Below are 26,570 nucleotides of genomic sequence, written 5' to 3' on the forward strand. Positions count from 1 at the left end.
CGTCAGGGGACGCGACCGCCACCCGGGAGCCGCCGACGGTGGTGCGAACCGCCGGTCGGTGCCCAGCTGCGGCCGGTAACCGGCCGTCGGGGGCGGTCAGTCGTTGCGGTAGATGGTCAGGTCGGCCATGTTGGCGTAGCTGAGCCGGGCGAAGTCCAGCGACTGGCCCGGGTTGGCGGCACCGCCGGGGGCGGTGTCCATCTCCCAGTTGGCGTGGTGGAACTCGGACTCGCCGATGGTCTCGAAGAACTGCTGGAAGTTGATGTCGCCCTCACCGAGCGGGATCATCTCGTAGCCGTTGGCCAGCGTGCTGTTGCGGTTGCCGTCCTTGGCGTGGAACAGCGGGAACCGCTTGGTACGCCGGGCCACGTTGAGGATCGGGTCGAACAGCGAGGTCTTCTGCTGGCCGGCGGAGTTGGTGTACTTGGTGTGCTTGAACCGGGCCACGTACGCCCAGTAGATGTCGCACTCGAAGTAGACGTACTTCGGGTCGGTCTTGGCGAAGAAGTACTCCAGCCGGCGCACGCCGGAGGAGCGGGTCGGCTTGCCGTTGGCGTCCAGCGGGCCGCTGTCGAGCAGGAACGAGTAGGCCACGTCGTGGTTGTGGGTGTAGAGACGCATCTTGCGTTCCTTGGCCTGCCGGCCCAGCTCGTTCCACAGGTCGGCGGCGGCGTCCCAGTCGGCCTGGTAGGCGCTGTTGGTCGGGTCGCTGCCGGTGCCGATGTTCTTCATGCCGAGTTCCTCGGCGATGTCGAGCTGCTGCTGGAAGGTGGCCGCGTTGATCGACGTGTGGGTGCCGTTGGCGACGAGGCCGTTGTCGTCCAGGATCTTGCGGATCTCGGTCGGGGTGATCTGCCGGCCCAGGATCGAGGTGTGCTGGTTGTAGCCGGCGAACTCGATCTCCTTGTAGCCCATCTCGGCCAGGCTGGCGAGCACCCGCTCGAAGCCGTAGGGCACGCCGCTGTCGTCGGGGGCGGCGGAGATCCGGTCCCGGACGCTGTAGAGGATGATGCCGCGGTTCTGCGTCGGGATGAGCGGGTCGACCCGCCACTTGCCGTCCGCGCGGGCCGGGCCCTTGGTCTGGAGCACCGGCAGTCCGGCCGCGCCGAGGACGGCGGCGGCGCCGGCCGACGCGGCGAGCAGCCGACGACGGGTGACCTGGGCACGGTACTGCGGGTCGGCGGCCAAACGGCGTTGTTCCTCGTTCACAATTTCCACCTTTCGAGGGTGGCCCTGCGGCCACGGAGACGTGCGAGTCCTGCTGGGAGGGTCGGTAAGGACCTGCGCCGCCGAATACGCGTGGCCCGGTGGATGACTGGTCGATCAAGGGGGGATGTCAGCCGTGTTACGTCCGTGAACCGGACACTAACGGTGGCTGACGGCTAAAGATAGACCTCGAACGGAGAAACTTTTGCACGTCTAAACAAAAGTTCTCGACGGTCGGAGACCCTGCCCGAACGGCCGCCCAGACCCGGCTCCCCGGTCGATTCCCCGACCCCCACCAGCGCGAACAGCGACGGCGCCCCGGGAGGCGGGCAGGCGGACACGGCGCGGGGCACGGTGTCGACCCCACCATCGAATCGACACCGTGCCCGACGCGCCTCGACACCGTGCCCGACGCGTCGCCGTGGACCGCTGCGGCACCGGCCGGCGTGCCACTCCCCCGAGCGGGTGACCCGGCCCGTTATCCGGAACCGGCCAGCACCAGCTCCTCCAACCGCTGCTCCAGCGCCGCCGCGTCCAACCCGCCCGGCCAGCCCCGCAGCAACGCACCGCCCTTGGCGACCAGCACGACGGCCGGTGGCTCCCGCACCGCGTACGACCGCCAGACGGTCTGCTGCTCGTCGACCACGACCGGGTACTCCACCCGGTGCGTACGCAGGTAGTCCTGCAACTCGTCGGCCTGGTCCGCGCCGGCCACCCCGACGAAGACCACCCGGTCCCGGTGGCGGCGGGCCAGCTCGCTCAGCGCGTCCTGCCGGGCGACGCAGGTGGTGCACCAGGAACTGAAGAAGGTGAACACCACCGGCCGGTCCGCCCACAGCCCGGCGGCGGTGAGCGGGGTGCCGTCGGTGAGCGCACCGGTGAACGCGGGGCGGCCGGGGCGGTGCCGGGGGGCGGGCGCAACGCCAGGTCGGCGGGGACCGGACCGGGCAACGTGGACGCGCCCCCGGCGAGCACCGGCGCGGTCTCCCCGGTCGGCCCGGCGGAGCAGCCGGCCAGCACCAGCACCGCCAGCAGCGCCGCGAGCAGCCGCCTCATGCCGGCACCACCGCCACCAGCGCCGGCCCCTCGCTGCTGTCCGGGGTCAGCTCCAGCGCGGGCCGGCCGGCCACCTCCAGCCGGTACCCGGCCCGCTGCGGCACCTGCACCGGTACCGCGAACTCGCAGTAGGTCGGCACCCGTTCCACCTCGAGGTCCTCGGCGAACGCGGCCACCGCCGTGCCCGCCGGCAGGGTCCCGGTGACCAGGGCCGCCCCGTCGGGGTCGAGCACCCGGAACGGCGCCCGGTGGTGGAAGTAGAGGTACGGCCCGGTGCCGGCGCAGTCCACACCCTCGGCCCGGATGTTGATGTCACGGACCAGGACCCGGACGGTGGTCGGGGTGACCGCCTCCGGTCCGCCGTCGGTGCCGGCACAGCCGGTCGCCCCGGCCAGCAGCGTCGCCCCGGCCGACAGCAGGGTCAGCAGCGCGCCGGTGCCGCGCCGGGCACCCGTGGACAGCCGCACGTCGTCTCCTCCCACCCGTGCGTCGGGCCCGGGGCGGCGTGTGCCGTCCCGGACCCGACGCGACGATCGATCCCGGTCAGGACTTCTCCACCCGGCACTGCTTCGTCACGGTCTTCGACGGGTCGCTCTCCGAGGTCGCGGTGAGCTTGACGAAACCGGTGTCCGCGGCGGCGGCGGTGGCCCCCACCGACACCCGGACGGTGGTGGACTTGCCGAACTGGGCGGTGGCCAGCGGGTTGGGCAGCCAGGTCCGCCAGCCCTTGCCGGCCACCTCGGTCGAGAGCCGGTAGACGTCCGACTTGAGGTACGCGGTCACGTCCTCCGGGTGCTGCTGCCCACCGGCGGAGTACGCGCCGGTGTTGGTCAGCTCGAACGAGCAGGTCACACCCCGGTTCGTCGGCTTGCCGGTGCTGGTCACCTCGCCCTTGCCCAGCGTCACGCCGTGGCTGCTCGGCCCCCCGGTGCCGTCCAGCGACCGCACCGCCACCGTGTACGACAGCGAGCCGGCGGCGTCCCGCTTGAGGTCGATGACGTAGAAGTGCAGCCGGTTGGCCTCGTCGACGTACTCGTACTGGCTGCCGGTGTCCGCCCCGGCGTGGAACAGCGCGTCGGAGAGCTGCCGGTAGTCACCCATGGTGATCTTCTGCGGGGTGCCGTCCGGCCGGTAGAAGTCGATCATGTCGATGTCCTGCGGGTTGGCGTCCACCACCCACTGGAACGGCGCGCTGTCGGCGTTCTTGGTCTTGCTCAGCAGCACACCCCGGTCCGGGGTGAACGAGTCGGCCCCCATCCGGTCGACGACCTCGACGGTGTAGTTGTTGAAGCTGCCGCCGTCGCACAGCGGGTTCGTGGCGACCGTGCAGGCCGGCGCGAGGTCCTTGTTCAGCGCGATGTTCACGCCGGTCAGCCCCTTCGGGCCGGCATCGACCGCGCGGGCGGTCACCTGGGCGGTGACCAGGCCCGAGGAGGCCAACGCCTCCCGGGACAGCCGCAGCACGTGCTCCTCACCGAGCAGGCCGATCTTGAGCTTGTCCCGCACCGTGTGCAACGACCCCATCGAGCCACCGTTGGTCGGCGGGATCTGCCAGCGGGTGTGCGGGCCACCGGGGCCGTTGAACGAGCCCCGCGACATCATGCTCCAGATGCCGGTGTACGCCCGGCGTAACGGCTCGCCGTACGGGTTGTTGTAGTTGTCGCCGATGCCGAGCAGGTGGGTCAGCTCGTGGGCGTACACCCCCATGCCGGAGCTCTCCCCCTGGGTGGACGAGCCGGAACCGGCGTTGGGCCACAGGGTCGCCGCCGCCTTCCAGGACGTCCACTCGACGTAGCGGGTCTTGGCCCAGTTCGGCAGGTTGGGGTCCGGCGGGCCCCAGGAGTCCGGCACGTCCTCCTTGTTCTGGAAGATCATCTGCCCGAACTCCTGCCAGGTGGACGACTCGTCCTGCCCGGCGCTGAGGATGAAGACCAGCTCGTACTGGTTGGCGACCTCGTCACCGACCGCCGCCCGCCACGCGCCCAGCCCGTCGGTGCGGATGTTCTTGTTGCAGGCCTCCCCGCCCGGGCAGGCGCCGGGGTTGAAGCTGTTGTCCAGCCCGTACTGGTAGGACTTCGCCGGCAGCTGGTACGGCCCGAACCCGGCCAGGTCCACGCCGTAGCGCCCGTTGGAGTCCTGCATCCAGTACTCGTGCAGGGTGTGCCCCTTGTTCAGGGTGTTCGGGGTGTTGAGGAAGTCCTGGTAGAACTTCGGCACGTCGGCGCGGGGGATGTTGGCCGCGACCGACTGGGGGTTGCCGAAGACCGTCGAGCGGGCCCGTTGGGACACCGCGAACGTCTGGTCCGGATAGTCGAGCGCGACCAGGGCGATCTTGAAGTTGCGGATCGCGCCCCGCACGCTCGGGTCGGCCCAGTTCTTACCCGGCACCGCCTGGTAGTCGTCCCAGGTCATGGTGTCGGGGTTCTGCCAGGCCTGCGGGTCGAGGACCTGGAACGGCGCGGTGCCGCCGGCCGGATTGGCCGGGGCCGCGGCGGCCTGCGCCGCGCCGGTCACCACCAGCGTGCCGGCCAGCACCGCGGCCAGCACGGAACGCCTCAGTCGGGGTTTGTTGCGGGTAACACGGTGCACAGGTTCACCTCTCGTCGGGAGGGACACGGCGTCCGGTCCGGTGTCGGCGGGGGGTGGCTGCCGGGGCACCTGTCACTGGGCCGCGCAGCGAATCTAGGAGGACGGGCCGGGGCCGGTCACCGTGCAGATGTCGGCAGGTGGGCCGGCCGCTTCCGACACCTGAAGGACCCGCGTCGGGTCACGGCGGGCCACCAGCGTCCGCCGGGACCTCCCCGACCCGCCCGGTCCACCCGCCCGACCCGCCCGTCGACCGGCCCCGCCGGCCGGGGTGGTTCACCGGGGACGACCGTCGACGACCGGATCGACGGTGACCGACAGGGCCCGGACCAGGTCCCGGCGCAACCGGGCGACGGCCGGCGGCGGCAGCGGACCGCGCGGCGGGCGACACCGGCCGCCGAACCGTCCGGCGCAGTCCATCGCCAGCTTGATGGCCTGCACCGCCTCCGGCCGGGAGCCCCAACCGAACGCCGGGTGCAGCTCGGCGTAGAGCGGCAACGCCCGGGCCAGATCCCCGGCGACACAGAGGTCGTAGAGCCGCAGGGCCTGCCGGGGCAGCGCGTTGGACAGGCCGGAGACCCAGCCCCGGGCCCCGCACAGCACCAGTTCGAGCAGCACGTCGTCCGCGCCGGCCAGCACGTCCACGTGCGGGCAGAGGTCCCTGATCCGGTGCACCCGCCGCACGTCACCGGAGAACTCCTCGACCGCGACGATCCCGTCGGTCTCGGCGACCCGGGCGAGCAGCTCCGGCGTCAGGTCCACCCGGGTGTCGTACGGGTCGTTGTGGGCCACCACCGGCAGGCCGACGGCGGCCACCTCCCGGTAGTGGGCGACCACGTCGGCGTCGCCTGCGGGGTAGCCGTCCGGGGGTGGGGCGAGCACCCCGGCGGCCCCGGCGGCGGCGGCCTGCTCCGCCCAACGACGGGACTGCCGGCTGCCGTACCCGCCGACGCCGGGCAGCACCGCGCAGCCGGGTGGCGCGGCCTGCACCGTCGCCCGTACCACGTCGGCCCGCTCGTCGTCGGACAGCGCCCGGTACTCCCCCACCGACGCACACGGCGTCACCCCGTGGCAGCCCGCCTCGGCGAGCCACCGCACGTGCTCCTGGAGCCGGTCGAAGTCGACGCCGAGGTCGTCACGCAACGGCGTGGTGATGGCGACCAGCACCCCCCGCCAGGGCCTACCAGCTGTCACTCGGGCGTTCCCTCCTACGCGCCGGCGGCCCGCTGCCCACCGCAGGTGGAACCCTACGATCGTCGATCGCCGTGGCTCTTCGGACAATTGCCGGAACAGTCGCCGTGGGGGCCGTCCTTTTGTCGGTATATCCGCGGTGGACCTTGCGCACAGGCCCACCGGCCGCACAGGGTAGGGCACCGGCTGTCGCACCCCCTGCCGCGCAGCCAACCAGGGGAGATCCATGCACGGTGAGCTTCAGCGCATAGTCGACGCCGTCGCCGCCCGGGTGGGGCGTCCCGCCCTCATCGAGGACCGGCGGCAGCGGGTGGTCGTCTACAGCGAACACGACGGGCCGATGGACGAGGTACGCCGGATGTCGATCCTGCGCCGGCAGACCACCCCGGAGGTGATCGCCTGGTTCCGCCGGATGGGTGTGCTCACCGCCCGCGAGCCGGTGCGTACCCCCGCCGACGTGGCCCTCGACCTGCTCCCCCGGGTCTGCGTGCCGATCTGGCACGACGACCTGCTGCTCGGTTTCGTCTGGTTCATCGACGACGACGGGTCGATGACCGACGCGGACATCGCCACCGCGACCGGTGCCTTCACCGACCTGTCGCTGGCCCTCTACCGGGAGAACCTGCTCGGTGAGCTGGCCTCGCAGCGGGAGTCCGAGGCCACCCGGACCCTGCTGGTGGAGAGCGCGCAGGCCCGTGCGCACGCCGTGCGTGCCCTGCTGGAGGAGGGCACGGTCGCCGGTGACGGCACGACCACTGCGGTGGTGGCCCAACTCGCCCCCGTCACCGGGCGGCACCCCGACGAGATGGCCCGGATCGCGCTGGAACAGGCACTGGTGGCGACCCGCCGGTGGCTCGGCGTACGCGAGTCGCTGCACATGGTCTGGCCCGACCACGGGGTGCTGCTGATCTGCGGTGGTCGGATCGCCGGCCGGCCCACCCCGGAAATCGCCGCCGGGCACCTCGACGAGGCGCTGGGGCAGGCGACCCGGGGGCTGTCCTCGGTGGAGCGCACGGTGACCGGGATCGGTCAGTCCCGCCCGGGGCTGGCCGACGCGGTGCAGTCGTACCGGGAGGCGGTGCAGGCGGCCCGGGTCGGTGTCCAACTGCCGGCGCTCGGCCGGGTGGTCTCCTGGGCCGGCCTGGGCATCTACCGGGTGTTGTCGCAGCTGGACGCGCGGCACCTCGACGTCGCCGGGGTGCACCCCGGGTTGGAGCGGCTGCTGCGCGACGACGCCCACCAGGTGCTGCTGGAGACCCTGGAGGCCTACCTCGACCTGGCCGGCAACGCCCACGCCACGGCCGAGAAGCTGCGGCTGCACCGGACCACCCTCTACTACCGGCTGCAACGCGTCGAGCAGCTCGCCGACACCGACCTCAAGGACGGCAACGAACGGTTGTGCCTGCACCTGGCGATGAAGCTGGGCCGACTCACCGGCCACTACCGCACCCCGTCCTGACCGTGCCGGCCGCCCGGCGACCGTCGGGACAGGACACCCGCACCGCCGCACTGTGACAGCCCGTGTCCGGCCGGACAGATCATTGACAGATCCGAGCGGGTACGGCCAGGATGGGCGCACCGATCGGCAATGCCCCCAGGACCGACCGTAACCAGGTACGCCCCCCGCCCGTCACGCAGACCGGATCGGCGCCGGTCCGTCGCCGCCGCGCGTCCGGGAGACACCCCGTGTCCCCCGTCCTGCGGCGGGTCGACGTCATGACCGGCCGCCCACCGTCGCCCGACTGTCGGCGTCCGACCTCCCCGTCTCGTACCCCGCCCGACGGCGGGCGCTGCCGCGCGCCGTCGGCCCGTCGTGCACCCCCAGGAAAGGTGGCCCGAGATGTCTCGTTCCGCACTGCCCCGCCGCTGGCGGCGGCTACCCGCCGCCACGGCTGCCGGCGTGGCGTTACTGCTGCTCGCCGGCCCGGCGACCGCCGGCACCGCCGCCCCGCCCGACCGGGAGGCCGACGCCCCGATCGGGCTCGAACGCTCCGCCGACGAGCAGGCCGACGTGGTGGAGGTGGTGGTCGACGGCACCGCTGCGCTGGACGAGCTGGTCGCCACCGGGGTCGACCTCGACCACCATGTCACCCAGACCGCGCAGGGCATCGTGGTGCACGCCGTGGTCACCCCGACCGAGGTCGCCGCGCTCAAGCGGAGGGGCTACCGGGTCGGTGCCGTGCTGCACGACGCGGCCGACTCCGCGCAGCGGGTCAGCGAGCGGGACGCGACGATCGCCGCCCACCAGGCCGAGAACCGGGCGTACACGGCGACCCTGCAGCGCAGCGCCGCCGCCTCCGACGTGAAGATCATCCGGGCCGACTACTACACCTCCGGCACCAACCAGGTGCTCTCGGTGGAGGCGAAGTGGGCCCAGGGTCAGACCTCCACCAGCACGCTGACCGTGGCCCGCGACAGCGGCCCCGGCACCGAGATCGGCTCCGGCGGCACCCAGAACATCTCCCGGTTCGTCGACGCCGGGGTCTACCTCTATCACCGGGGCGCCGCCGCCGTCACCGCCCGGCCGCAGCGCATCCAGATCACCAGCCCCACCGGGGACGTGGCGGTCGCCGAGGTGAAGGAGTGGCTGCCCATCCCGGCCGACAGCCCGGAGGGCCCCGGATACCAGAAGGACTTCGTCACCAGCTACCTCACCCCGACCGAGCTGTACGACCGGATCAAGCGGCTGGCCGACGCCTACCCGCAGCTCGCCGAGGTGGTGAAGCTGCCTTACCAGACCAACGGGTACCGGCGTAAGGCCCAGGTCGTGCTCGGCGGGACCAACGCCACCCGGGTCGCGGTCGATTCGCTCGCCTGGGGGCACGAGGGCGGCAACGACCTCACCGTCGAACTGGCCGACCCGGGCGCCGCCGACCGGCCGCTCACGGTCACGGTGACCGGCAAGGCTATCCGGGTCAGCCTGGCCACCGACGCCACCGGGGTGGTGACCAGCACCGCCGCCCAGGTCGCCGCGGCGCTGACGGCCGAGGCGGGTGCGCTGGTCACGGCGTACACCTATCGGGGGGACGCCGGCGCCGGGGTGGTCACGCCGGTCGCGCCGACGCCGCTGTCGGACAACCTGAAGGCACCGGCGGGGGTCTCCCGCGACCCGCACCCGGTGTACGCCATCCGGATCGGCAAGTACCGCGACGGCTCCCGCACCGGGGTGCTCGCCTACGCCCAGGAGCACGCCCGCGAGTGGGTCCCGCCGCTGGTGACCATCGAGACCGCCGAGCGGCTGCTGCGCAACCACGCCACCGACGAGAACACCAAGCAGCTGCTGCGCACCCTGGACATCTGGATCGTGCCGTCGATCAACCCGGACGGCGGGCACTACTCGTTCTACGACTACGCCTCGCAGCGACGCAACATGACCAACCACTGTGCCCCGGGCGGCGCCACCGACGCGCTGGCCCGCAACTCGTGGGGGGTGGACAACAACCGCAACTACACCGAGTACAGCCTCTTCGACGGCTACTCGGGGGCGTCGGCGAGCTGCACCGGTGACACCTACGCGGGGCCGAGTGAGCTGTCCGAGCCGGAGAACCGCAACGTCGACTGGCTGGCCCAGCGGCCCAACATGAAGTTCTCGATGAACCTGCACTCCTCCGGCAACTACTTCATGTGGTCGCCGGGCGCGTACGCCACCCCGGGCCGGATCTCCGCGCCCGGCCGACGCTGGCCGACGAGTCGTTCTTCTGGGGCGCGTCGTCGCGCATCCTCACCGCGATCAAGCGGCACCGCAACATGGCGGTCACCCCGGCCCGGACCGGCCCGATCTCCGACGTGCTGTACTCGGCGGCGGGCAACTCCGGCGACATGCTGTGGTACAAGTACGGCATCTACGCCTGGAACTTCGAGGTGGGCACCAGCTTCCAGCCCACCTGGGACGAGGCGCACCAGGAGACCATGGAGTTCAGCAACGGCCTGGTCGAGCTGCTGCGGGTGGCCCGGGACTTCGACAAGGACAAGAAACGCCCGACCAGCACCCTGGCGGTCACGCCGAGCGCCACCGAGGGCACCGTCAGCGTCCGGTTCGACACCAGCGAGCCGGCGGCGGTGTTCTACACCCTCGACGGCTCCCGGCCGACGTTCGACTCCACCCTGTACGCCTCGGCGGGCATCCGGGAGGGGGGCGAGACGCTGACCGTCCCGGCCGGCACCAAGGTGCACTGGTTCTCGGTGGACGCCGCCGGCAACATCGAGCGCAACTACCGGCCGGACGACGACAGCTTGACCTTCAACCGGGGCTGGGCGACCCTGCCCACCGGCTGAGGCCGACACCAGCGGGGGTCCGCGCGGTCGGACCCCCGCTGGTCGGCCCGGGTCAGTCCTGCGCCCGCCACCGGTAGAACTCGGTGGCCACGGCATCGAGCGGGCTGCCCCAGGTGTCCGGGTCGAACGGGCTGATGTACGGGCTGAGATCGTCCATGATCTTGGCGAAGACCGGTTGGTCGTGGCGTTGCTCCACGGCGCCGTCGAACGGCTCGCCGACGCGCTCCAGCACGTGCAGGTAGACGTCGTCGATCGAGTACAGCCACCGCCCGGTGACCCCCATCATGGCGGGCAGCGGGCCGGCGTCGGACTCGGCGAAGATCTGCGCGACGGTGGGTTCCGCACCGGGCTTGATCCGGGCCACGATGACCGTCCGGCTCGGCTCGCCCGCGTCGGCCGGCGGCTCGGCCGGCGCCCAGGAGTAGAACTCCTTCGCCACCGAGTCCGACGGGTTCTTCCAGTCCCTCGGGTAGGGCGTCACGTACGGGGCGATCTGCTCGGCGATCTGCTGGAAGGCGGGCAGGCCCCGGGTCTGCCCGGTCACCTTCGGGTCCGCGTCGCGCTCGATCAGGTGGATGTAGAGGCCGTGAAACGACAGCAGGGTCCGCCCGACCACGCCCAGGTCCTGCGGCCGGGTGGTCCGGTCGTAGTACCCGAACACGTCGGCGACGGTCTGCTCGCTGCCCGGCACCATGGAACAGACGATCACGTTGCGGAAGGTCATCGGAACTCCTCGGGGATCAGACGGTACGGGTCGGCTCGGTGGGACGGGGGCGACTGGCCGGCGGGTACGACACCGGCGGGGCGGAGGCGGTGAACCGGACCGGCAGCTCCAGCAGCCCCCGGAACGGGGACGCCGCCGGCAACCGGCGCAGCTCGGTGGGCGGCACCCCGAGGCGCAGCCCGGGCAACCGGCGCAGCAGTGCCGCCAGGGCGATCTGGGCCTCCATCCGGGCCAGGGAGACCCCGAGGCAGTAGTGCACGCCGTGGCCGAAACCGAGGTGCGGGCCACGGACCCGGCGCAGGTCCAGCCGGTCCGGGTCGACGAAGTGCGCCGGATCGTGGTTGGCGGCGTTGAGCACCACCCCGACGATCGACCCGGCCGGGATGCGTACCCCCTGGTATTCGACGTCCTCGGTGGCGACCCGAGGGCTGGCCACCGGCAGCGGGCCGTCGAAGCGCAGCAGTTCCTCGATCGCCGAGGGCAGCAGGTCCGGGGTGTCGCGCAGCAGGTCGAGCTGGTCGGGGTGGGTCAGCAGGGCCACCGTCGCGTTGCCCAGGAAGTCGGCGGTGGTCTGGTGCCCGGCGAACAGCAGCAGGAAGGTGGTGGTGACCAGCTCCGCCTCGGACAGCCGGCCGTCCTGGTCGCAGGCGTCGATCAGCGCACTGATCATGTCGTCGGCCGGGACCACCCGTTTGGCGGCCACCAGCTCCACCAGGTAGTGGTGCAGCCGTACCTGCGCCTCGCCGACCGCCGCCCGCTCCTGCGCCGGGGGTCGCCGCGCCGACCCCGAGGTCCGGATCACCTGGGTCCAGTCCAGCACCCGCTCCTGGTCGGCCCGGGGCACCCCGAGCAGCTCACAGATCACCACCATCGGCAGCGGGATCGCGAAGTCGTGCATCAGCTCGGCCCGACCCTGCGCGACGAACCCGTCGATCAGGTCGTCGACGATCTGCCGTACCCGGGGGCGCAACGCCTCGATCCGACGCGGCGCGAACGCCTGCGACACCATCCGGCGCAACCGGGTGTGCTCCGGCGGGTCCGCGTTGAGCATGTTGCGGTTCAACGCCTCGGAGTTCGGGCCGAAGAGCTGCAGGTAGTGCTGGCCGGGTCCGTAGAGGTCCTTGGACAGCCGGGGGTCGGTCAGCGCCGCCCGCGCGTCGTCGAACCGGGTGAGCAGGTACGAGTCGAACCGGGGCGAGCTGACCGGGCAGACCGGGGCGTCGGCCCGCAGCCGGGCGAAGGACGGGTAGGGGTCGACGGCGAACTGGTCGGTGTAGAGCTGCGCGGCGGGTACCGGCTCGGTCATCTGGTCTCCTCGGGTGCGCTGGGCATGCTGTGCAGCACCTGGTAGGTGTGCCGTTCGGCGGATTCCCGCAGGTCCCGCACCACCCGCAGCAGCCGGTCACGGTGTTCGCTGCGGCCGAAGGCGTCCAACCGTTCCCGGTCCACCCAGTCACTGATGATCAGATAGCTGCGCGGGTCGTCGGCGTCGCGGACGAGGTCCTGGCGCAGGCACCCGTCGAGCAGCCGGATCTGTGCCGCCGCCGAGAGCCACTCCGCCTCGAACCGCTCCGCGCAACCCTCCCGGGTCCGCATCGCGAGCACCGTGCGCACCGCCGTCATCGCGCACCCCCGAACACCAGGTGCAGGTTCTTGCGCAGCGCGTCGGCGTCGACCGGTTGGCTGCGGAAGCCGACGTGCCCGTCCGGGCGGATCAGGTACAGGGCGGTGCCGGTCACCCCGTACCGGGCGCGGAACTCACCCCCGGCGTCGCGCAGCACCGGCGGCGCGAGCAGCCCCGGGTCGTCGGCGTCCGGGCTGATCAGCAGGTACGCGTCGACCTCACCCCGGGTCAGGGCACGGACGTCGGCGCAGAGCCCCGACACGGCCGCCACCGCCGCCGGTTCGGCCGAGGCGTCGGCGTAGACCAGCAGGGTGTGCCGGGTGCCGCCGGTCAGCTCGCGCAGCCGCAACGGGTGCCCCACCCCCCGCCGGGTCAACCCGCCCAGGTCGGGGGCGCACTCACCGGGGCGCGGGCCGGCGCGCAGCCCCTCCGGGTCGGTCACGCACTCCCCGACCAGCGGGCTGTCGGCATAGCTGAGCAGCAGCGACATCTCCTGGCGGAACTGCCGTTCCAGGTCGGCACGGTCCAGTTCGTCGGTGAACGCCATCCGAACCGCCCGGCCGACGATCTCCTCGCCCTCCGGGCGACGTTCGGCCTCGTAACTGTCGAGCAGGCCGGGGGCGGCCAGCCCCCGCGCCGCCAGCGCCACCTTCCAGGCCAGGTTCCAGGCGTCCTGGATGCCGGTGTTCATCCCCTGTCCCCCGGCCGGCGGGTGCAGGTGGGCCGCGTCACCGGCGACGAAGACCCGGCCGTGGCCGTACCGGTCGACGATGCCGTGGCTGATCCGGAACACCGACGACCAGCGCAGGTTCGCCGCCCGGGTGCCCGGTGGGGCCAGCCGGGTAAGCGCCGCCTGCACGTCGTCGAGGGTCGGCTCGGCCAACTCCTCGCTGAACCCGGGCGGGGCGTCCCGACCGCCGGTCTGGGCGAAGAACCGGGGTGGCGCGAGGGTCGCGATCCGGTACCGGCCCGCACCGCGCAGCGGTACGCAGACCAGCATGCCGTCCATCTGACCGTCGGTCTCGTGCAGGAACCGCAGCAGGTGCCCCGGCGGCATGTCCCAGTTCACCTCGACGTCGGCGAGCATGAACAGCTGCGGGAACCGGCCCAGCCCGCCCGAGAACGTCAACCCGAGCAGGTCACGGACCCGGCTGTGCGCGCCGTCGGCGCCGATCAGGTACTGCGCCCGGACCGTCTGGGTGCCGCCCCCGGCGAGCGCCAGGGTGGCCAGTACGCCGTCCGCGCCCTGGGTGAACCCGGTCAGCTCCGCCCCGCGCTGCGGCCGTACGCCGAGGGTGGCCAGCCGCTCGGTGAGGATCCGCTCGGTCTCGTACTGGGGCAGGCCGAGGTGCGCGTACGGCAGGTCGGGCAGCTCCCAGCTCATCCGGTGGGTCTGGGTGCCGTTGACGAACACCACGTTGCCGGTGAGCCAGATCCCGGCGTCCATCGCCTCCCGCGCGATGCCCTGCTGCGCCCAGATCTCCATCGTGCGGCAGTGCACCCCGATGGCCTTGTCCGCCTGACCGGGCGGGGCGGCCCGCTTCTCCACCACCTGGCAGTCGATGCCGCGCCGGGCCAGCTCGACGGCGGCGGTCAGCCCGGTCGGCCCCGCCCCGACGATGAGTACGTCCGTTGTCGTGTGCACGTCGGTCTCCCTACCGGTACTGGCTGCCCGGTCGGTGCCGGGGTGAGCCGCGAGGTGGAACAGTCGGCGGCGGAAGTCGAGCAGGAACGGCGCGATCGGCCCGGCCTCCTCCCGCGCGTGCGCCGGGTTGGCCACCCAGCGGTGGAACTCCGCCTCGGTGCGCCACTCGGCGAAGATGTGGTGGACGTCGGTGTCGGGCTCGCGCAGCAGCTCCTCGCGCAGGTAGCCGGGGACCCCGGCCATCCGGGCGGTCACCTCGGCGTGGCCGCGGTGGAACTCGGCGAGCCGGGCGGCCGGGACGGTGACCTCGACGTCCACCAGGAGCGTCGGGTGCCCGCCGGGCCGGTCGCGCATCACCCGCCGGTCGGCGGCGGTGGGCGGCGCGCACCCGGCACGCAGGGCGTCGGCGAGGCCGGCGGCCACCGGGCCGCGCTCGTAGTCGAGCAGGGCGTCGTCGTCGACCCACTCGGTGGCGATGACGAACGTACGCGGGTCGTGCGCGTCCACGAACAGGTCCCGACGCAGGTTGCCGGGCAGCGCGTCGAGCTGTGCCGCAGCCGTGCGCCAGGCCGACCGGACGGCCTGTTCGGCACCGGGGCGCGCGCGGATCCGGAGCATTGTCCTGATCATGGAGTCTCCTTGACGGCCTGCCCGTGACGAGGGTCCCGACCGCCGGGACCTGCACCGGCGCGTCGTCGCTCGACCCTGTCGCAGCGCGCGTCACCCCGGCGTCACCGGCCGGGCGGCCCGGGTCGACCCCCGTTGACGCCGCCGGGACGGCCCACCCACCCGGACCGTTCCCGCCGCCGGACGCACACCGACGGCCGGTACCGCACGCTCACGGCGGGACCGGTCGGGGTGGCTCAGGGGCGGCGGTTGCCGCTGCTCGCACGGACGACGAGGACCGGTTCGACCTGGGGGCGGGGCGCGTCCGCGCCCGCACCGTCGAAGAGTTCCAGCAGCGCCGCCACGCACCGCCGGCCGACCTCGTCGAAGTCCTGCCGCACCGTGGTCAGTGGCGGGGAGAGGTATTCGGCCTCGGGGATGTCGTCGAAACCGACCACGCTGACGTCTTCGGGAATCCGGGCGCCCCGCTGGTGCAGGGCGCGCAGCAGACCCAGCGCCTGGTGGTCGTTGGCGCAGAAGACCGCCGTCACGTCGGGGCGCTCCACCAGGGACTGGCCCAGCTCGTAGCCGGCCCGGGGGCTCCAGTCGCCGACGATGACCGGCGGGACGCAGCGGCCCGCCTGCTCCAGGGTCTGCCGCCACCCGTCGACCCGGTCGCGGGCCTCCAGCCAGTCCCGGGGCCCGGCGATGTGCCACACCGTCTCGTGGCCGAGGTCGAGCAGGTGCCGCACCGCCAGCCGGGCACCGGCCACCTGGTCGACGGAGATGCTGGGCAGTTCGCCGCGTTCCCCGCTGGCCTCGACCACCACCGCGGGCACCCCGGTGGGCAGGCCGTGCACGGCGACCGACGCCGTCATCATCGGGGTGATGACGACGACGCCGGCCACCGACTGCTCGGTCAGCGCGTCGATGGCCGAGCGCATCCCGCTACGGTCCAGCCGCTCCAGGGTGACGATGCTGATGCCGTACCCGGCGGCGCGGGCGGCCCGCTCGATGCCCAGCAGGGTGGCCGCCGGGCCGAACAGGATGGTGTCGAAGCTGACCACGCCGATGACCCGGGAGCGGCGGCCGGCCAGCCCCCGGGCCAACGCGTTGGGCCGGTAGTTGAGCTGGTGCACGGCACGCAGCACCCGCTCCCGGGTCTCCGGCCGAACGCTCGGGTGGTTGTTGAGCACCCGGGACACGGTCTGGTGCGACACCCCGGCGAGTTGCGCGACGTCGCTCATCACCGCGGCGCGTTCGGGCCGCTGCTGGCCCATGGCGGGTCAGAAACCCCGGGCCAGGCGGTAGTAGGCCTGGTTCCAGCGCAGCTCGTCGGCGAACCGGCGGGGGGTCGTGTCGGCGTCGATGACGACCAGTTCGGTGCCGACCATCTCGGCGAGGTCGTGCAGCTCCTCGACCCCGACGGCCTGGGACAGCACAGTGTGGTGCGGGGCGCCGGCGGTGAGCCAGGCCTCCGCCGACGCGGCCAGGTCCGGCCGGGGCCGCCACACCGCCCGCGCCACCGGCAACTTCGGCAGCGGGTACGGCGGCGCGACCACGTCGATCTCGTTGGCGACCAGCCGGAACCGCTCCCCCATGTCGGCCAGGCCGAGCACCACGGCCGGGCCGGGCTGGGCGTCGAAGACCATCCGGACCGGGTCCTCCCGGCCACCGATGCCCAGCGGGTGGATCTCGACGTTCGGGGTGGCCGCCGCGATGGTCGGGCAGACCTCCAGCATGTGCGCCCCGAGCACCAGTTCCCGACCCGGGGTGAGGTCGTAGGTGTAGTCCTCCATGAACGAGGTGCCACCGGTGGTGCCGACGGACATCGACTTGAGCGTGCGCACCAGCACCGAGGTCTTCCAGTCGCCCTCGCCGCCGAAGCCGTACCCGTCGGCCATCAACCGCTGCACGGCCAGGCCGGGCAGCTGGCGCAGCCCGCCCAGGTCCTCGAAGTTGGTGGTGAAGGCGCGGAACCCACCGGCGTCGAGGAAGTCGCGCAGCCCCGCCTCGATCCGGGCGGCGTAGCGCAGCGAGTCGTGCCGGTCGCCGCCGGAGCGCAGCGCGGCGACCAGGCGGTAGCTGTCGTCGTACTCCTTGACCAGGTCGTCGATGCGCGCGTCGGCGACCGCGTCGACGGCCTCGACCAGGTCGTTGACCCCGTAGGTGTTGACCGAGACGCCAAAGCGCAGCTCGGCCTCGACCTTGTCCCCCTCGGTCACCGCGACGTCGCGCATGTTGTCGCCGAAGCGGGCCAGCCGCAGCGACCGCATCTCGGCGTGCCCGATCGCGGCCCGGGTCCACGCGCCGATCCGGGCGGCGACCCGGGGGTCGCTGACGTGCCCGGCGACGGTCTTGCGGGCGACACCGAGCCGGGTCTGGACGTACCCGAACTCCCGGTCGCCGTGGGCGGCCTGGTTGAGGTTCATGAAGTCCATGTCGATCTCGGACCAGGGCAGTTCCACGTTGGCCTGGGTGTGCAGGTGCAGCAGCGGGGTACGCAGCGCGTCCAGCCCCGAGATCCACATCTTGGCCGGCGAGAAGGTGTGCATCCACGCGATCACCCCGACCGCACCCTGCACGGCGGCGTCGCGGCAGACGGCCAGGATCTCGGCGCTGGAGGTCAGCACCGGCTTCCAGACCACCCGGGCCGGGACGGCCGGGTCGGCGTCGAGCCGTTCGGCGATCCGTCGGGACTGCTCGGCCACCTGGCGCAGGGTCTCCGGGCCGTACAGGCCCTGGCTGCCGGTGAGGAACCAGACCTCGGCGACCGGGGATGGGTTGGTCATGGGCGTTGCCTTCCGGTGGGACTGGCGAGGGTCACTTGGTACGGATACCAACGAGGCGTTGGAGCAGGATGAACACGAACAGCAGGCCACCAATGACGATCTTGGTCCACCACGAGTTGAGCGTGCCGTCAAAGGTGATCAACGTCTGGATGATGCTGAGCACCAGCACCCCGAGCAGGGTGCCGAAGACGTACCCGGAGCCGCCGGTGAGCAGGGTGCCGCCGATGACGACCGCCGCGATCACGTCCAACTCCATGCCCACCGCGATCAGCGGGGCACCCGACAGGGTGTAGAACGACAGCAGGATGCCGCCGATCGCCGAGCAGAGGCCGCTGATCGTGTAGACCGCGATCTTCGTACGGCCCACCGGCAGGCCCATCAGCAGCGCGGACTGCTGGTTGCCGCCGATGGCGTACACGTTGCGCCCGAGCCGGGTGTACGCCAGCACGGCCGCCGCCACGGCCACCACCGCGACGGCGATCAGCGCGCCGACCGAGACGAAGTTCTCGCCGAGGTGGATGCGGTGCTGGGCGGCGCTGGTCCAGAACCCGTCGGTGATCGGGATCGAGGTGGTGCTGATCCAGGTGCACACCCCCCGGGCGAAGAACATCCCGGCCAGCGTGACGATGAAGGGTTGGATGTCGAAGAAGTGGATCACGCAGCCCATCGCGAACCCGAGGATCGGGCCGAGCAGCAACGCGATCACCAGCACCAGGGCGGGGTGCAGGCCGTTGCCCAGCAGGGAGGCCGACACCATCGCGGTCATCGCCACCACCGACCCGACCGACAGGTCGATGCCCCCGGTGAGGATGACGAAGGTCATCCCCACCGCGACGACCAGCAGGAAGCCGTTGTCGATGAAGACGTTGAAGACGACCTGGATGTTGGAGAACGCCTGGTACTGCGAAACACCGATGGAGTACATAACCAGCAGCAGCGCTGCGGTGGCGAGCACCGGCACGTGCCGGGGTGGCACCCGCCACCAGGCACGGCCCGGGCGGGCGGCCAACGGGGTCGTGGTCATGCCGGAACCTGCTCCTTCTCTGTGCCGACCGGCTCCACCGGAGTCACCGGGACGCTGCGCCGACGGCGGAACCGCGCCCGGAAGGCCGGGGCCTGGATGAGACAGACCACGATCACCACGACCGCCTTGAACAGCAGGGACGTCTGCGGGTCGATGTTCATGGCGTACACCGAGGTGGTGAGGGTCTGGATGAGCAACGCGCCGACCACCGTGCCGCCGAGGTAGAACCGGCCGCCGGCCAACGCGGTGCCGCCGATGACCACGGCCAGGATGGCGTCCAGCTCGACCCAGAGCCCGACCGCGTTGCCGTCGGCGCTGGAGACGTTCGCCGTCATCATGAACCCGGCGATGGCCGCGCAGGCGGCGCTCACCACGTACACCAGGAAGGTGATCCGCCGGGAACGGATGCCGGCCAACCGGCTGGCCTCGGCGTTGCCGCCGACCGACTCGATGATCATGCCGAGCGCGGTACGCCGGGTCAGCACCGCCACCAGCAGGGTCACCGCGAGGGCGATGACGATCGCGAACGGCAGGGTCAGCAGGTGCCCCACCCCGATCACCTTGTAGGGCCCGCTGTTGATGGTGATGATCTGCCCTTCGGCGATCAACTGGGCCAGGCCCCGGCCGGCCACCATCAGGATCAGCGTGGCGATGATCGGTTGGATGCCGATGCCGGCGACCAGGATGCCGTTCCAGGCACCGAGCAGCAGGGCCACCCCGAAGCCGAGCGCCACCGCGGTGAGCACCACGCCCAGACTGTTCTGGTCGGGCTGCTCGCTGATGTAGAGGCAGGCCACCGCACCGGCGACCGCCGCCACCGCACCCACCGAGAGGTCGATGCCGCCGGTGGCGATCACCAGGGACATGCCCAGGGCGACCAGGATCAGCGGGGCGCTGAGCCGGACGATGTCGATCAGACTGCCGTAGAGGTGGCCGTTCTTCAGCTCGATCGACAGGAAGCTCGGCCGGTAGACGGCGTTCGCGACCAGCAGCAGCACCAGCACCACGAGCGGCCAGAACAGCCGGTGGCTGGTGACGCCCGCAGCGCGGGCCCGTACGGTGCTCATGCCGGCACCGACCCTTCCTGGGAGCTGCCGCTGGCGATGACCTGCATGACGCGGGCGGCATCGAGGCTGTCGTCGTTGGTGAGTTCGGTGACCAGCTGCCGGTCGCGCATCACGGCGACCTTGTGGCTGAGCCGCAGCACCTCCTCCAGCTCGGCGGAGATGAACAGCACCGCCATTCCGCCGTCGGACAGCTGCGCCACCAGACGCTGGATCTCGGTCTTGGCGCCGATGTCGATGCCCCGGGTCGGCTCGTCGAGGATCAGCAGCCGGGGTTCGGTGATCAGCCACCGGGCCAGCAGCACCTTCTGCTGGTTGCCGCCGGACAGGTTGCGCACCGGCATCTCCGGATCGGCCGGCCGGATGCTCAGCGCCTTGATCCAGTGCTGGACCAGTTCGTCCTGCCGGCGGCGCGGCACCGGCCGCAGCCAGCCCCGGGCCGCCTGCATGGCCAGGATGATGTTCTCCCGCACCGACAGCTCGCCGACCAGTCCCTCGGTGCGGCGGTTCTCGGAGCAGAACGCGATGTCCCGGTCGATGGCGGCCACCGGGTTGCGGATCGCCACCGGGGCACCGTCCACGGCGAGCCGGCCGGCATCGGCGCGGTCCGCGCCGAAGAACAACCGGGCCACCTCGGTACGCCCCGAGCCGAGCAGGCCGGCCAGGCCGACCACCTCGCCCTGGTGGATGGTGAGGCTGAACGGCGCGACGGAACCGGACCGGCCGAGCCCGTCGGCCGCCACCAGGGGGGTGCCCTGTTCGAGGGCCGCCCGGTCGCCGCCGCTGGTCGCCTCGTCGAGGCGCTCCAGGGCGTCCAGCTCCTTACCGATCATCTTCTCCACCAACGCGATCTGCGGCAGTTCGCTGGTGAGGTACTCGCCGACGAGCCGGCCGTTGCGCAGCACGGTGATCCGGTCGGCGATGGCGTACACCTGGTCGAGGAAGTGGGTGACGAAGATGATCGCGATGCCGTCGTCGCGCAGCTGCCGCATGATCCGCATCAGCTGGGCCACCTCGTCGGCGTCCAGGCTGGAGGTGGGCTCGTCGAGGATCAGCACCCGGGCCCGGATGTCGACGGCGCGGGCGATCGCGACCATCTGCTGCACGGCCAGTGAGTAGTTGCCGAGCAGTTCGCTGACGTCGATGTGCAGGTCGATGCGGGCCAACAGCTCCTGCGCCCGGCGGCGCATCTCGCGCCAGTTGACCGCGCCGAGCCGGCGCGGCTCCCGGCCGATGTAGATGTTCTCCGCCACCGACAGGTTGGGTAGGAGGTTGACCTCCTGGTAGACGGTGCTCACCCCGGCGGCGGTGGCCTGCATCGGGCCGGAGAAGGAGACCTCGTCGCCGTCGAGTGTGATGGTGCCGGAATCGGTGCCGTAGACGCCGGTCAGCACTTTGATGAGGGTGGACTTCCCGGCGCCGTTCTCGCCCATCAGGGCGTGCACCTCACCGGGGAAGAGCCGGAGGTCGACGCCGTCGAGGGCGCGGACCCCGGGGAAGAGCTTGCTGATCGCGGTCATCGTCAGGACCGGATGCCTATCCGACATCCCACCGAACCTTTCCTCGGAAGCGGAGGCCGCCGCGCCGAACGCGGCGGCCTCCGGTCAGATCAGTACTTCCGGTTGGGCAGAGCAGTCTTGGCCTGCTCCTGGGTGAAGGTGGTCTCCTCGGTCTCGACCCGGGCGGGGACCTCCTCGCCGGCCTTGACCTTCTTGGCCAGGTCCATCAGCTGCGGGCCGAGCAGCGGGCTGCACTCCGCGATGAAGTTGAACTTGCCGTCGGCCAGCGCCTGCATGCCGTCCTTGACCGCGTCGATGGTGATGATGGTGATGTCCTTGCCGGGCGTCTTGCCCGCCGCGGTGATCGCCTCCAGCGCACCCAGGCCCATGTCGTCGTTGTGCGCGAAGAGCACGTCGATCTTCGGGTTGGCCTTGAGGAACTGCTCCATGACCTGCTTGCCGCCGGCCCGGGTGAAGTCACCGCTCTGCGAGGCGACGACCTTCAGGTTGGGGTTGGCGGCGATCGCCTCGGCGAAGCCCTTCTTGCGGTCGTTGGCCGGGGCCGAACCGGTGGTGCCCTGCAGCTCCACGATGTTCACCGGGCCGGTCGCGGCCGACTTCTCCTTGACCAGCCACTCGCCGGCGAGCTTGCCCTCCTTGACGAAGTCCGAGCCGATGAAGGTCTTGTAGAGGCTCTTGTCGGCCGAGTCGACGGCCCGGTCGGTCAGGATCACCGGGATCTTGGCGTCCTTGGCCTCCTTGAGCACGGTGTCCCAGCCCGACTCCACCACCGGCGAGAAGGCGATCACGTCGACCTTCTGCTGGATGAAGTTGCGGATCGCCTTGATCTGGTTCTCCTGCTTGCCCTGGGCGTCGTCGAACTTCAGCTCGTAGCCGGCCTCGGTGGCCGACTCCTTGATCGAGTTGGTGTTCGCCGTGCGCCAGCCGCTCTCCGCGCCGACCTGCGAGAAGCCGATGACCAGCTTGCCGCTGCCGCTGCCGCCGCTCTTGTCGTCACCGCCGGTGTCGCTGTTGCCGCAGCCGGCGAGTCCGCCGGCCAGCAGGCCGACGGCGAGCATCGCGCCGAGGCCACGTCGGGTGAGGGTAATACCGGTCTTCGCCATGTGAAGACTCCTTGTACGGGGATGAGGTGGGGGATGGTGCTACTTCGGGAAGGACCGGCCGGACGGCACGCCGGACGGACCGGACCTTCCAGGGGTGGTGCATCGGGTTGCGGTGGATCGACCGGACCGCACGGGGCGGCCGGTGGCGAGGACGGGCGGGGCCGCGGTTACGGCCCCGGTTGCCCGTAGACGTTCTGGTAGCGGTGGTAGAGGGAGTCGATGTCGGCCTGGGCCATCGGCACGGGGGTGCCGAGCGACCGGGCCAGGTGCGCGGTCCGGGCCACGTCCTCGCACATGACGGCGGCCTTCACCGCCGAGCGGGCGTCCCGGCCGATGGTGAACACGCCGTGGTTGCGCATCAGCACCGCCGGTGAGCGGTGCCCGGACAGGGTCGCCACGATGCCCTTGCCGATGTCGTCGCCGCCGATGAGCGCGAACGGACCGACCGGGATCTCGCCGCCGAACTCGTCGGCCTGGGCGGTGAGGTGGCACGGGATCGCCTCGCCGCAGGCGGCCCAGGCGGTGGCGTACCCGCTGTGGGTGTGCACCACGCCGCCGACCTCGGGCATCGCCCGGTAGACGTAGGCGTGGGCGGCGGTGTCGCTCGACGGTGACAGGTCACCGTCGACCACGACCCCGTCGAGGTCGCAGACGATCATGTTGTCGGGCCGCAGGTCGTCGTAGGACACCCCGCTCGGCTTGATCACCATCAGCTCCCGGCCGGGCACCCGGGCCGAGACGTTGCCGGCCGTCCAGGCCACCAGGTTGTAGCGCACCAGCTCGCCGTGCAGGGTGGCCACCTGCTCGCGCAGCCGGGCCACCTCGGCGTCGAGGTCGAGGGTCATGCCGGCACCTCCAGGGGGTGGGTGGTCGGGTCGGCCGTGGGGTTGACGGCGGGGCGGCGGGCCGCGTTGCGGATCGCCCGCAGCCGCAGCAGCACGTCGTCGCCGCCCCGACCGAAGTGGTCGTGCAGCCGGCGGTACTCGGCGTAGAGCGCGTCGTAGGCGCGGGCCCGCTCCGGGTCGGGCCGGTAGACCTCGCGGTCGACCCGGCCCATCGCCGCCGAGGCGGTCGGCACGTCGGGGTACGCCCCGGCCGCGACCGCCGCGTGGATCGCCGACCCGAGGGCCGGACCCTGCGCCGAACCGATGATGCCCAGCGGACGCCGGGTCACGTCGGCGTAGATCTGCATCAGCAGGCTGTTGTTGGTGAGCCCGCCGGCCACGATCAGCTCGTCGACCGGGACGCCCGCCTCGGCGAACGCCTCGATGATCATGCGGGTGCCGTACGCGGTGGACTCCAGCAGCGCGCGGTAGACGTCCGGCGGCCGGGTGGCCAGGGTCAGCCCGACGAGCACCCCGCTGAGGTCGTGGTTGACCAGCAGGGAGCGGTTGCCGTTCCACCAGTCCAGGGCCACCAGGCCGTGTGCGCCGACGGGCTGGGCCGCGGCGGCGGCGGTCAGCTCCTCGTGGGAGGCGAACCCGGCGGGGGCGGCGTGCTTGACGAACCAGCCGAAGATGTCACCGACGCCGCTCTGGCCGGCCTCGTAGCCCCAGGAGCCGGCGCTGATCCCGCCGTCGACCACCCCGCACATGCCGGCGACCTCGGCCCGCTCGGTACCGTTGACCACGTGGCAGGTGGAGGTGCCCATGATGGCGACCAACCGACCGGGGGTCAGCGCCTGCGCGGCGGCGGCGGTGACGTGGGCGTCGACGTTGCCGACGGCCACCGCGATCCCCTCCGGCAGCCCGGTCCAGGCGGCGGCCTGCGCGGTGAGCCCGCCGGCCCGCGTGCCGAGCTGCGCCAGCGGCCCGTCGATCTTGGCGACGAAGTCGGCGAAGCCGGGGTTCAGCGCGGACAGGTAGGCCGGGGACGGGTAGTGGCCGTCCTGGAGCAGCCCCTTGTAGCCCGCGGTACAGACGTTACGGGTCTCGATGCCGCACAGCTGCCAGACGATCCAGTCGGCTGCCTCGATCCAGCGCTCGGCGCGGGCGTAGACCTCCGGGTCCTCCTCCAGCAGCTGCAGCCCCTTGGCGTACTGCCACTCGGCGGAGATCTTGCCGCCGTAGCGGCCGATCCAGGACTCGCCCCGGGAGTGGGCCAGCGCGTTGATCCGGTCGGCCTGCGGCTGGGCGGCGTGGTGCTTCCACAGCTTCACCCAGGCGTGCGGGCGGGTACGCAGGTCCGGCAGCTCGCACAGCGGCGTGCCGTCGGCCAGGGTGGGCAGCACGGTGCAGGCGGTGAAGTCGATGCCGATGGCGACCACCTGGGCCGGGTCGACGCCGCTCGCGGCGAGCGCGGCGGGTACCGCCTCGCGCAGCACCTCGCGGTAGTCGTCCGGGTCCTGCAGCGCCCAGTCGGCCGGCAGGGGCTGGCCGTCGGCGGCGAGCGTCGTCTCCATCACCGCGTGGCGGTACTCGTGCACCGCCGTGCCCAGCTCGGCGCCGTCGCCGACCCGCACCACCAGCGCCCGACCCGACAGCGTGCCGTAGTCGACGCCGACGACGTACCGGTTCTGCGGGTTCGCGCCTGCATCCATGCCGTTCTCCGTTCAATCGTTGGGGGCAAGTGTTAGCGCTCACATGGAATCCGTCAAGGCGCATCCATGTAACACTGCCGTAACCATCCTGAGCGGCCCCGGCACGGCATCCACCATCACCGCTGCGACCAGCCATCGAGCAGCCGGCATGCGACGACCAGGTGAGCGGTCACATCCCTTCGTCCGGGCCGGCCCTTGACACGCCCGCGCGGGCGGTTCCAGACTTCGGGGCGACCACGTGGCGGGCCGACAGCCGGGCCGGACGGGCGACGACGGATGCCATCCGGCGTCGTCGCCGCCCACCGGCCACCCACGCGGAACGGACCACGGCCTTCGTCCGCGCGGCGGACCACACGGCCTTCGTCGCCACCCGAAGGAGGCCGTGTGCGGATCGTCGACGCCCGGGTCATCGTCACCTGCCCGGGCCGCAACTTCGTCACCCTCAAGATCGTCACCGACGAGGGGGTCACCGGCGTCGGGGACGCCACCCTCAACGGCCGCGAGCTGGCCGTCGCGTCCTACCTGCGCGACCACGTGGTGCCGCTGCTGATCGGGCGGGACCCGGCCCGGATCGAGGACACCTGGCAGTACCTCTACCAGGGCGCCTACTGGCGACGGGGGCCGGTGACGATGAGCGCCATCGCCGCCGTGGACACCGCGCTGTGGGACATCAAGGGCAAGGTCGCCGGCCTGCCGGTCTACCAGCTGCTCGGCGGCCGGTCCCGCGACGGGGTCACCGTCTACGGGCACGCCAACGGCGAGACCGTCGAGGACGTGCTGGTCGAGGTCGCCCGCTACGTCGACCTCGGCTACCGGGCCGTCCGGGTGCAGTGCGGCGTGCCCGGCCTACCCAAGACCTACGGGGTCAGCACCGACAAGCTGTTCTACGAGCCGGCCGACGCGGCCCTGCCCAGCGAGGCCACCTGGTCCACCGCGCGTTACCTCGCGCACGTCCCGACGGTCTTCGCCCGGGTACGCGACGAGTTCGGCCCCACCCTGCGGCTGCTGCACGACGTGCACCACCGGCTCAGCCCGATCGAGGCCGCCCGGCTCGGCAAGAGCCTGGAACCGTACGCGCTGACCTGGATGGAGGACCCGGTCCCCGCCGAGTTGCCGGAGGGCTTCCGGCTGATCCGGCAGCACACCACCACCCCGGTCGCCGTCGGCGAGGTGTTCAACACCATCTGGGACGCCGCCCAGCTCATCCGGGAACAGCTCATCGACTACATCCGCACCACGGTGGTGCACGCCGGTGGGATCACCCACCTGCGACGCATCTTCGACCTGGCGGCGCTGCACCACGTGCGCAGCGGCTCGCACGGGGCCACCGACCTCTCCCCCGTCTGCATGGCCGCCGCCCTCCACGTCGACCTGGCCATCCCCAACTTCGGGCTGCAGGAGTACATGCGGCACACCGACGCCACCGACGAGGTCTTCCCGCACGGCTACCACTACGCCGACGGCTACCTGCACCCGGCGGAAACCCCCGGCCTCGGGGTGGACATCGACGAACAGGCGGCGGCCCGCTACCCGTACGCCCCGGCGTACCTGCCGGTCAACCGGCTGGAGGACGGCACCGTCCACCCCTGGTGAGCGCGGGACCGCCGGGGACGTC

The 26,570-nt window shown here is 71.9% G+C and carries 21 protein-coding genes; 4 read left to right on the forward strand and 17 right to left on the reverse strand.

Annotated elements, in window-relative coordinates; translation table 11 throughout:
• Positions 1 to 96: 96 nt before the first annotated feature.
• From J7462_RS06740 to J7462_RS06765, 5 genes are all read right to left on the reverse strand, one after another.
• Positions 97 to 1,218 carry a sugar phosphate isomerase/epimerase gene (locus J7462_RS06740; RefSeq protein WP_308290788.1) on the reverse strand — a complete coding sequence of 374 codons (1,122 nt, stop codon included), beginning with the start codon at positions 1,216 to 1,218 and terminating at the stop codon, positions 97 to 99.
• Between the two features lie 466 nt (positions 1,219 to 1,684).
• Positions 1,685 to 2,215, reverse strand: a complete 531-nt coding sequence (locus J7462_RS31915; protein ID WP_255598258.1) for a TlpA disulfide reductase family protein — start codon at positions 2,213 to 2,215, stop codon at positions 1,685 to 1,687.
• Between the two features lie 43 nt (positions 2,216 to 2,258).
• The gene (locus J7462_RS06755; RefSeq protein ID WP_219462752.1) at positions 2,259 to 2,729 is read right to left on the reverse strand and encodes a hypothetical protein; all 471 of its coding nucleotides are present in this window, start codon (positions 2,727 to 2,729) and stop codon (positions 2,259 to 2,261) included.
• Between the two features lie 76 nt (positions 2,730 to 2,805).
• Positions 2,806 to 4,851, reverse strand: coding sequence for a M6 family metalloprotease domain-containing protein (locus tag J7462_RS06760; RefSeq protein ID WP_308290789.1), 2,046 nt, complete (start codon positions 4,849 to 4,851; stop codon positions 2,806 to 2,808).
• Between the two features lie 273 nt (positions 4,852 to 5,124).
• Positions 5,125 to 6,042, reverse strand: a complete 918-nt coding sequence (locus J7462_RS06765; RefSeq protein WP_308290790.1) for a dihydrodipicolinate synthase family protein — start codon at positions 6,040 to 6,042, stop codon at positions 5,125 to 5,127.
• Between the two features lie 223 nt (positions 6,043 to 6,265).
• Between J7462_RS06765 and J7462_RS06770 the strand changes: the two genes are divergently transcribed.
• From J7462_RS06770 to J7462_RS33200, 3 genes are all read left to right on the forward strand, one after another.
• Positions 6,266 to 7,498, forward strand: coding sequence for a CdaR family transcriptional regulator (locus tag J7462_RS06770; protein WP_219462757.1), 1,233 nt, complete (start codon positions 6,266 to 6,268; stop codon positions 7,496 to 7,498).
• A 381-nt stretch (positions 7,499 to 7,879) separates the two neighbouring features.
• Positions 7,880 to 10,186, forward strand: a complete 2,307-nt coding sequence (locus J7462_RS06775) for a M14 family zinc carboxypeptidase (protein ID WP_219462759.1) — start codon at positions 7,880 to 7,882, stop codon at positions 10,184 to 10,186.
• The gene (locus J7462_RS33200; RefSeq protein ID WP_219462761.1) at positions 10,099 to 10,314 is read left to right on the forward strand and encodes a chitobiase/beta-hexosaminidase C-terminal domain-containing protein; all 216 of its coding nucleotides are present in this window, start codon (positions 10,099 to 10,101) and stop codon (positions 10,312 to 10,314) included. Before J7462_RS06775 ends, J7462_RS33200 begins: the two co-directional genes overlap by 88 nt.
• Positions 10,315 to 10,366: 52 nt before the next feature.
• Here J7462_RS33200 and J7462_RS06785 read toward each other — a convergent pair whose 3' ends face one another.
• From J7462_RS06785 to araB, 12 genes are all read right to left on the reverse strand, one after another.
• Entirely contained in the window at positions 10,367 to 11,038 is a 672-nt protein-coding gene (locus tag J7462_RS06785) for a TcmI family type II polyketide cyclase (RefSeq protein ID WP_219462763.1), read from the reverse strand.
• Between the two features lie 16 nt (positions 11,039 to 11,054).
• Positions 11,055 to 12,344, reverse strand: a complete 1,290-nt coding sequence (locus tag J7462_RS06790; RefSeq protein ID WP_219462764.1) for a cytochrome P450 — start codon at positions 12,342 to 12,344, stop codon at positions 11,055 to 11,057.
• Positions 12,341 to 12,661: a putative quinol monooxygenase gene (locus tag J7462_RS06795; protein WP_219462766.1), complete on the reverse strand. Its 321-nt coding sequence runs from the start codon at positions 12,659 to 12,661 to the stop codon at positions 12,341 to 12,343. Before J7462_RS06795 ends, J7462_RS06790 begins: the two co-directional genes overlap by 4 nt.
• A complete protein-coding gene (locus tag J7462_RS06800; RefSeq protein WP_219462768.1) occupies positions 12,658 to 14,937 on the reverse strand; it encodes an FAD-dependent oxidoreductase in 2,280 nt (759 codons plus the stop codon). Before J7462_RS06800 ends, J7462_RS06795 begins: the two co-directional genes overlap by 4 nt.
• Before the next feature lie 233 nt (positions 14,938 to 15,170).
• Positions 15,171 to 16,193, reverse strand: a complete 1,023-nt coding sequence (locus tag J7462_RS06805) for a LacI family DNA-binding transcriptional regulator (protein ID WP_255597616.1) — start codon at positions 16,191 to 16,193, stop codon at positions 15,171 to 15,173.
• A gap of 6 nt (positions 16,194 to 16,199) precedes the next feature.
• A complete protein-coding gene (gene araA, locus J7462_RS06810) occupies positions 16,200 to 17,705 on the reverse strand; it encodes an L-arabinose isomerase (RefSeq protein ID WP_208566690.1) in 1,506 nt (501 codons plus the stop codon).
• 31 nt (positions 17,706 to 17,736) lie between these two features.
• The gene (gene yjfF, locus J7462_RS06815; protein WP_219462770.1) at positions 17,737 to 18,729 is read right to left on the reverse strand and encodes a galactofuranose ABC transporter, permease protein YjfF; all 993 of its coding nucleotides are present in this window, start codon (positions 18,727 to 18,729) and stop codon (positions 17,737 to 17,739) included.
• A complete protein-coding gene (locus tag J7462_RS06820; protein WP_208566692.1) occupies positions 18,726 to 19,796 on the reverse strand; it encodes an ABC transporter permease in 1,071 nt (356 codons plus the stop codon). Before J7462_RS06820 ends, yjfF begins: the two co-directional genes overlap by 4 nt.
• Positions 19,793 to 21,340 carry a sugar ABC transporter ATP-binding protein gene (locus J7462_RS06825; RefSeq protein ID WP_219462771.1) on the reverse strand — a complete coding sequence of 516 codons (1,548 nt, stop codon included), beginning with the start codon at positions 21,338 to 21,340 and terminating at the stop codon, positions 19,793 to 19,795. Before J7462_RS06825 ends, J7462_RS06820 begins: the two co-directional genes overlap by 4 nt.
• A gap of 62 nt (positions 21,341 to 21,402) precedes the next feature.
• A complete protein-coding gene (locus tag J7462_RS06830; protein WP_219462773.1) occupies positions 21,403 to 22,416 on the reverse strand; it encodes an ABC transporter substrate-binding protein in 1,014 nt (337 codons plus the stop codon).
• 167 nt (positions 22,417 to 22,583) lie between these two features.
• Positions 22,584 to 23,261, reverse strand: a complete 678-nt coding sequence (locus tag J7462_RS06835) for an L-ribulose-5-phosphate 4-epimerase (RefSeq protein WP_219462775.1) — start codon at positions 23,259 to 23,261, stop codon at positions 22,584 to 22,586.
• Complete coding sequence (gene araB, locus J7462_RS06840; protein WP_219462781.1) at positions 23,258 to 24,955, reverse strand: ribulokinase; 1,698 nt, start codon at positions 24,953 to 24,955, stop codon at positions 23,258 to 23,260. Before araB ends, J7462_RS06835 begins: the two co-directional genes overlap by 4 nt.
• Positions 24,956 to 25,339: 384 nt before the next feature.
• On the opposite strand from araB, the gene manD reads away from it, so the two are divergent.
• Positions 25,340 to 26,548: a D-mannonate dehydratase ManD gene (gene manD, locus J7462_RS06845; protein WP_219462783.1), complete on the forward strand. Its 1,209-nt coding sequence runs from the start codon at positions 25,340 to 25,342 to the stop codon at positions 26,546 to 26,548.
• The last annotated feature ends 22 nt before the right edge of the window (positions 26,549 to 26,570 follow it).

Source organism: Micromonospora sp. RL09-050-HVF-A (genome assembly GCF_019374995.1).
Classification (GTDB): domain Bacteria; phylum Actinomycetota; class Actinomycetes; order Mycobacteriales; family Micromonosporaceae; genus Micromonospora; species Micromonospora antibiotica.

Excerpts from the sequence above, each read along its gene's own strand:
- J7462_RS06770 (WP_219462757.1), top strand. The coding sequence starts at position 6,266 with ATGCACGGTGAGCTTCAGCGCATAGTCGACGCCGTCGCCGCCCGGGTG.
- J7462_RS06775 (WP_219462759.1), top strand. The coding sequence starts at position 7,880 with ATGTCTCGTTCCGCACTGCCCCGCCGCTGGCGGCGGCTACCCGCCGCC.
- J7462_RS06785 (WP_219462763.1), bottom strand. The coding sequence starts at position 11,038 with ATGACCTTCCGCAACGTGATCGTCTGTTCCATGGTGCCGGGCAGCGAG.
- J7462_RS06790 (WP_219462764.1), bottom strand. The coding sequence starts at position 12,344 with ATGACCGAGCCGGTACCCGCCGCGCAGCTCTACACCGACCAGTTCGCC.
- J7462_RS06795 (WP_219462766.1), bottom strand. The coding sequence starts at position 12,661 with ATGACGGCGGTGCGCACGGTGCTCGCGATGCGGACCCGGGAGGGTTGC.
- J7462_RS06800 (WP_219462768.1), bottom strand. The coding sequence starts at position 14,937 with ATGATCAGGACAATGCTCCGGATCCGCGCGCGCCCCGGTGCCGAACAG.
- J7462_RS06805 (WP_255597616.1), bottom strand. The coding sequence starts at position 16,193 with ATGGGCCAGCAGCGGCCCGAACGCGCCGCGGTGATGAGCGACGTCGCG.
- araA (WP_208566690.1), bottom strand. The coding sequence starts at position 17,705 with ATGACCAACCCATCCCCGGTCGCCGAGGTCTGGTTCCTCACCGGCAGC.
- yjfF (WP_219462770.1), bottom strand. The coding sequence starts at position 18,729 with ATGACCACGACCCCGTTGGCCGCCCGCCCGGGCCGTGCCTGGTGGCGG.
- J7462_RS06820 (WP_208566692.1), bottom strand. The coding sequence starts at position 19,796 with ATGAGCACCGTACGGGCCCGCGCTGCGGGCGTCACCAGCCACCGGCTG.
- J7462_RS06825 (WP_219462771.1), bottom strand. The coding sequence starts at position 21,340 with ATGTCGGATAGGCATCCGGTCCTGACGATGACCGCGATCAGCAAGCTC.
- J7462_RS06830 (WP_219462773.1), bottom strand. The coding sequence starts at position 22,416 with ATGGCGAAGACCGGTATTACCCTCACCCGACGTGGCCTCGGCGCGATG.
- J7462_RS06835 (WP_219462775.1), bottom strand. The coding sequence starts at position 23,261 with ATGACCCTCGACCTCGACGCCGAGGTGGCCCGGCTGCGCGAGCAGGTG.
- araB (WP_219462781.1), bottom strand. The coding sequence starts at position 24,955 with ATGGATGCAGGCGCGAACCCGCAGAACCGGTACGTCGTCGGCGTCGAC.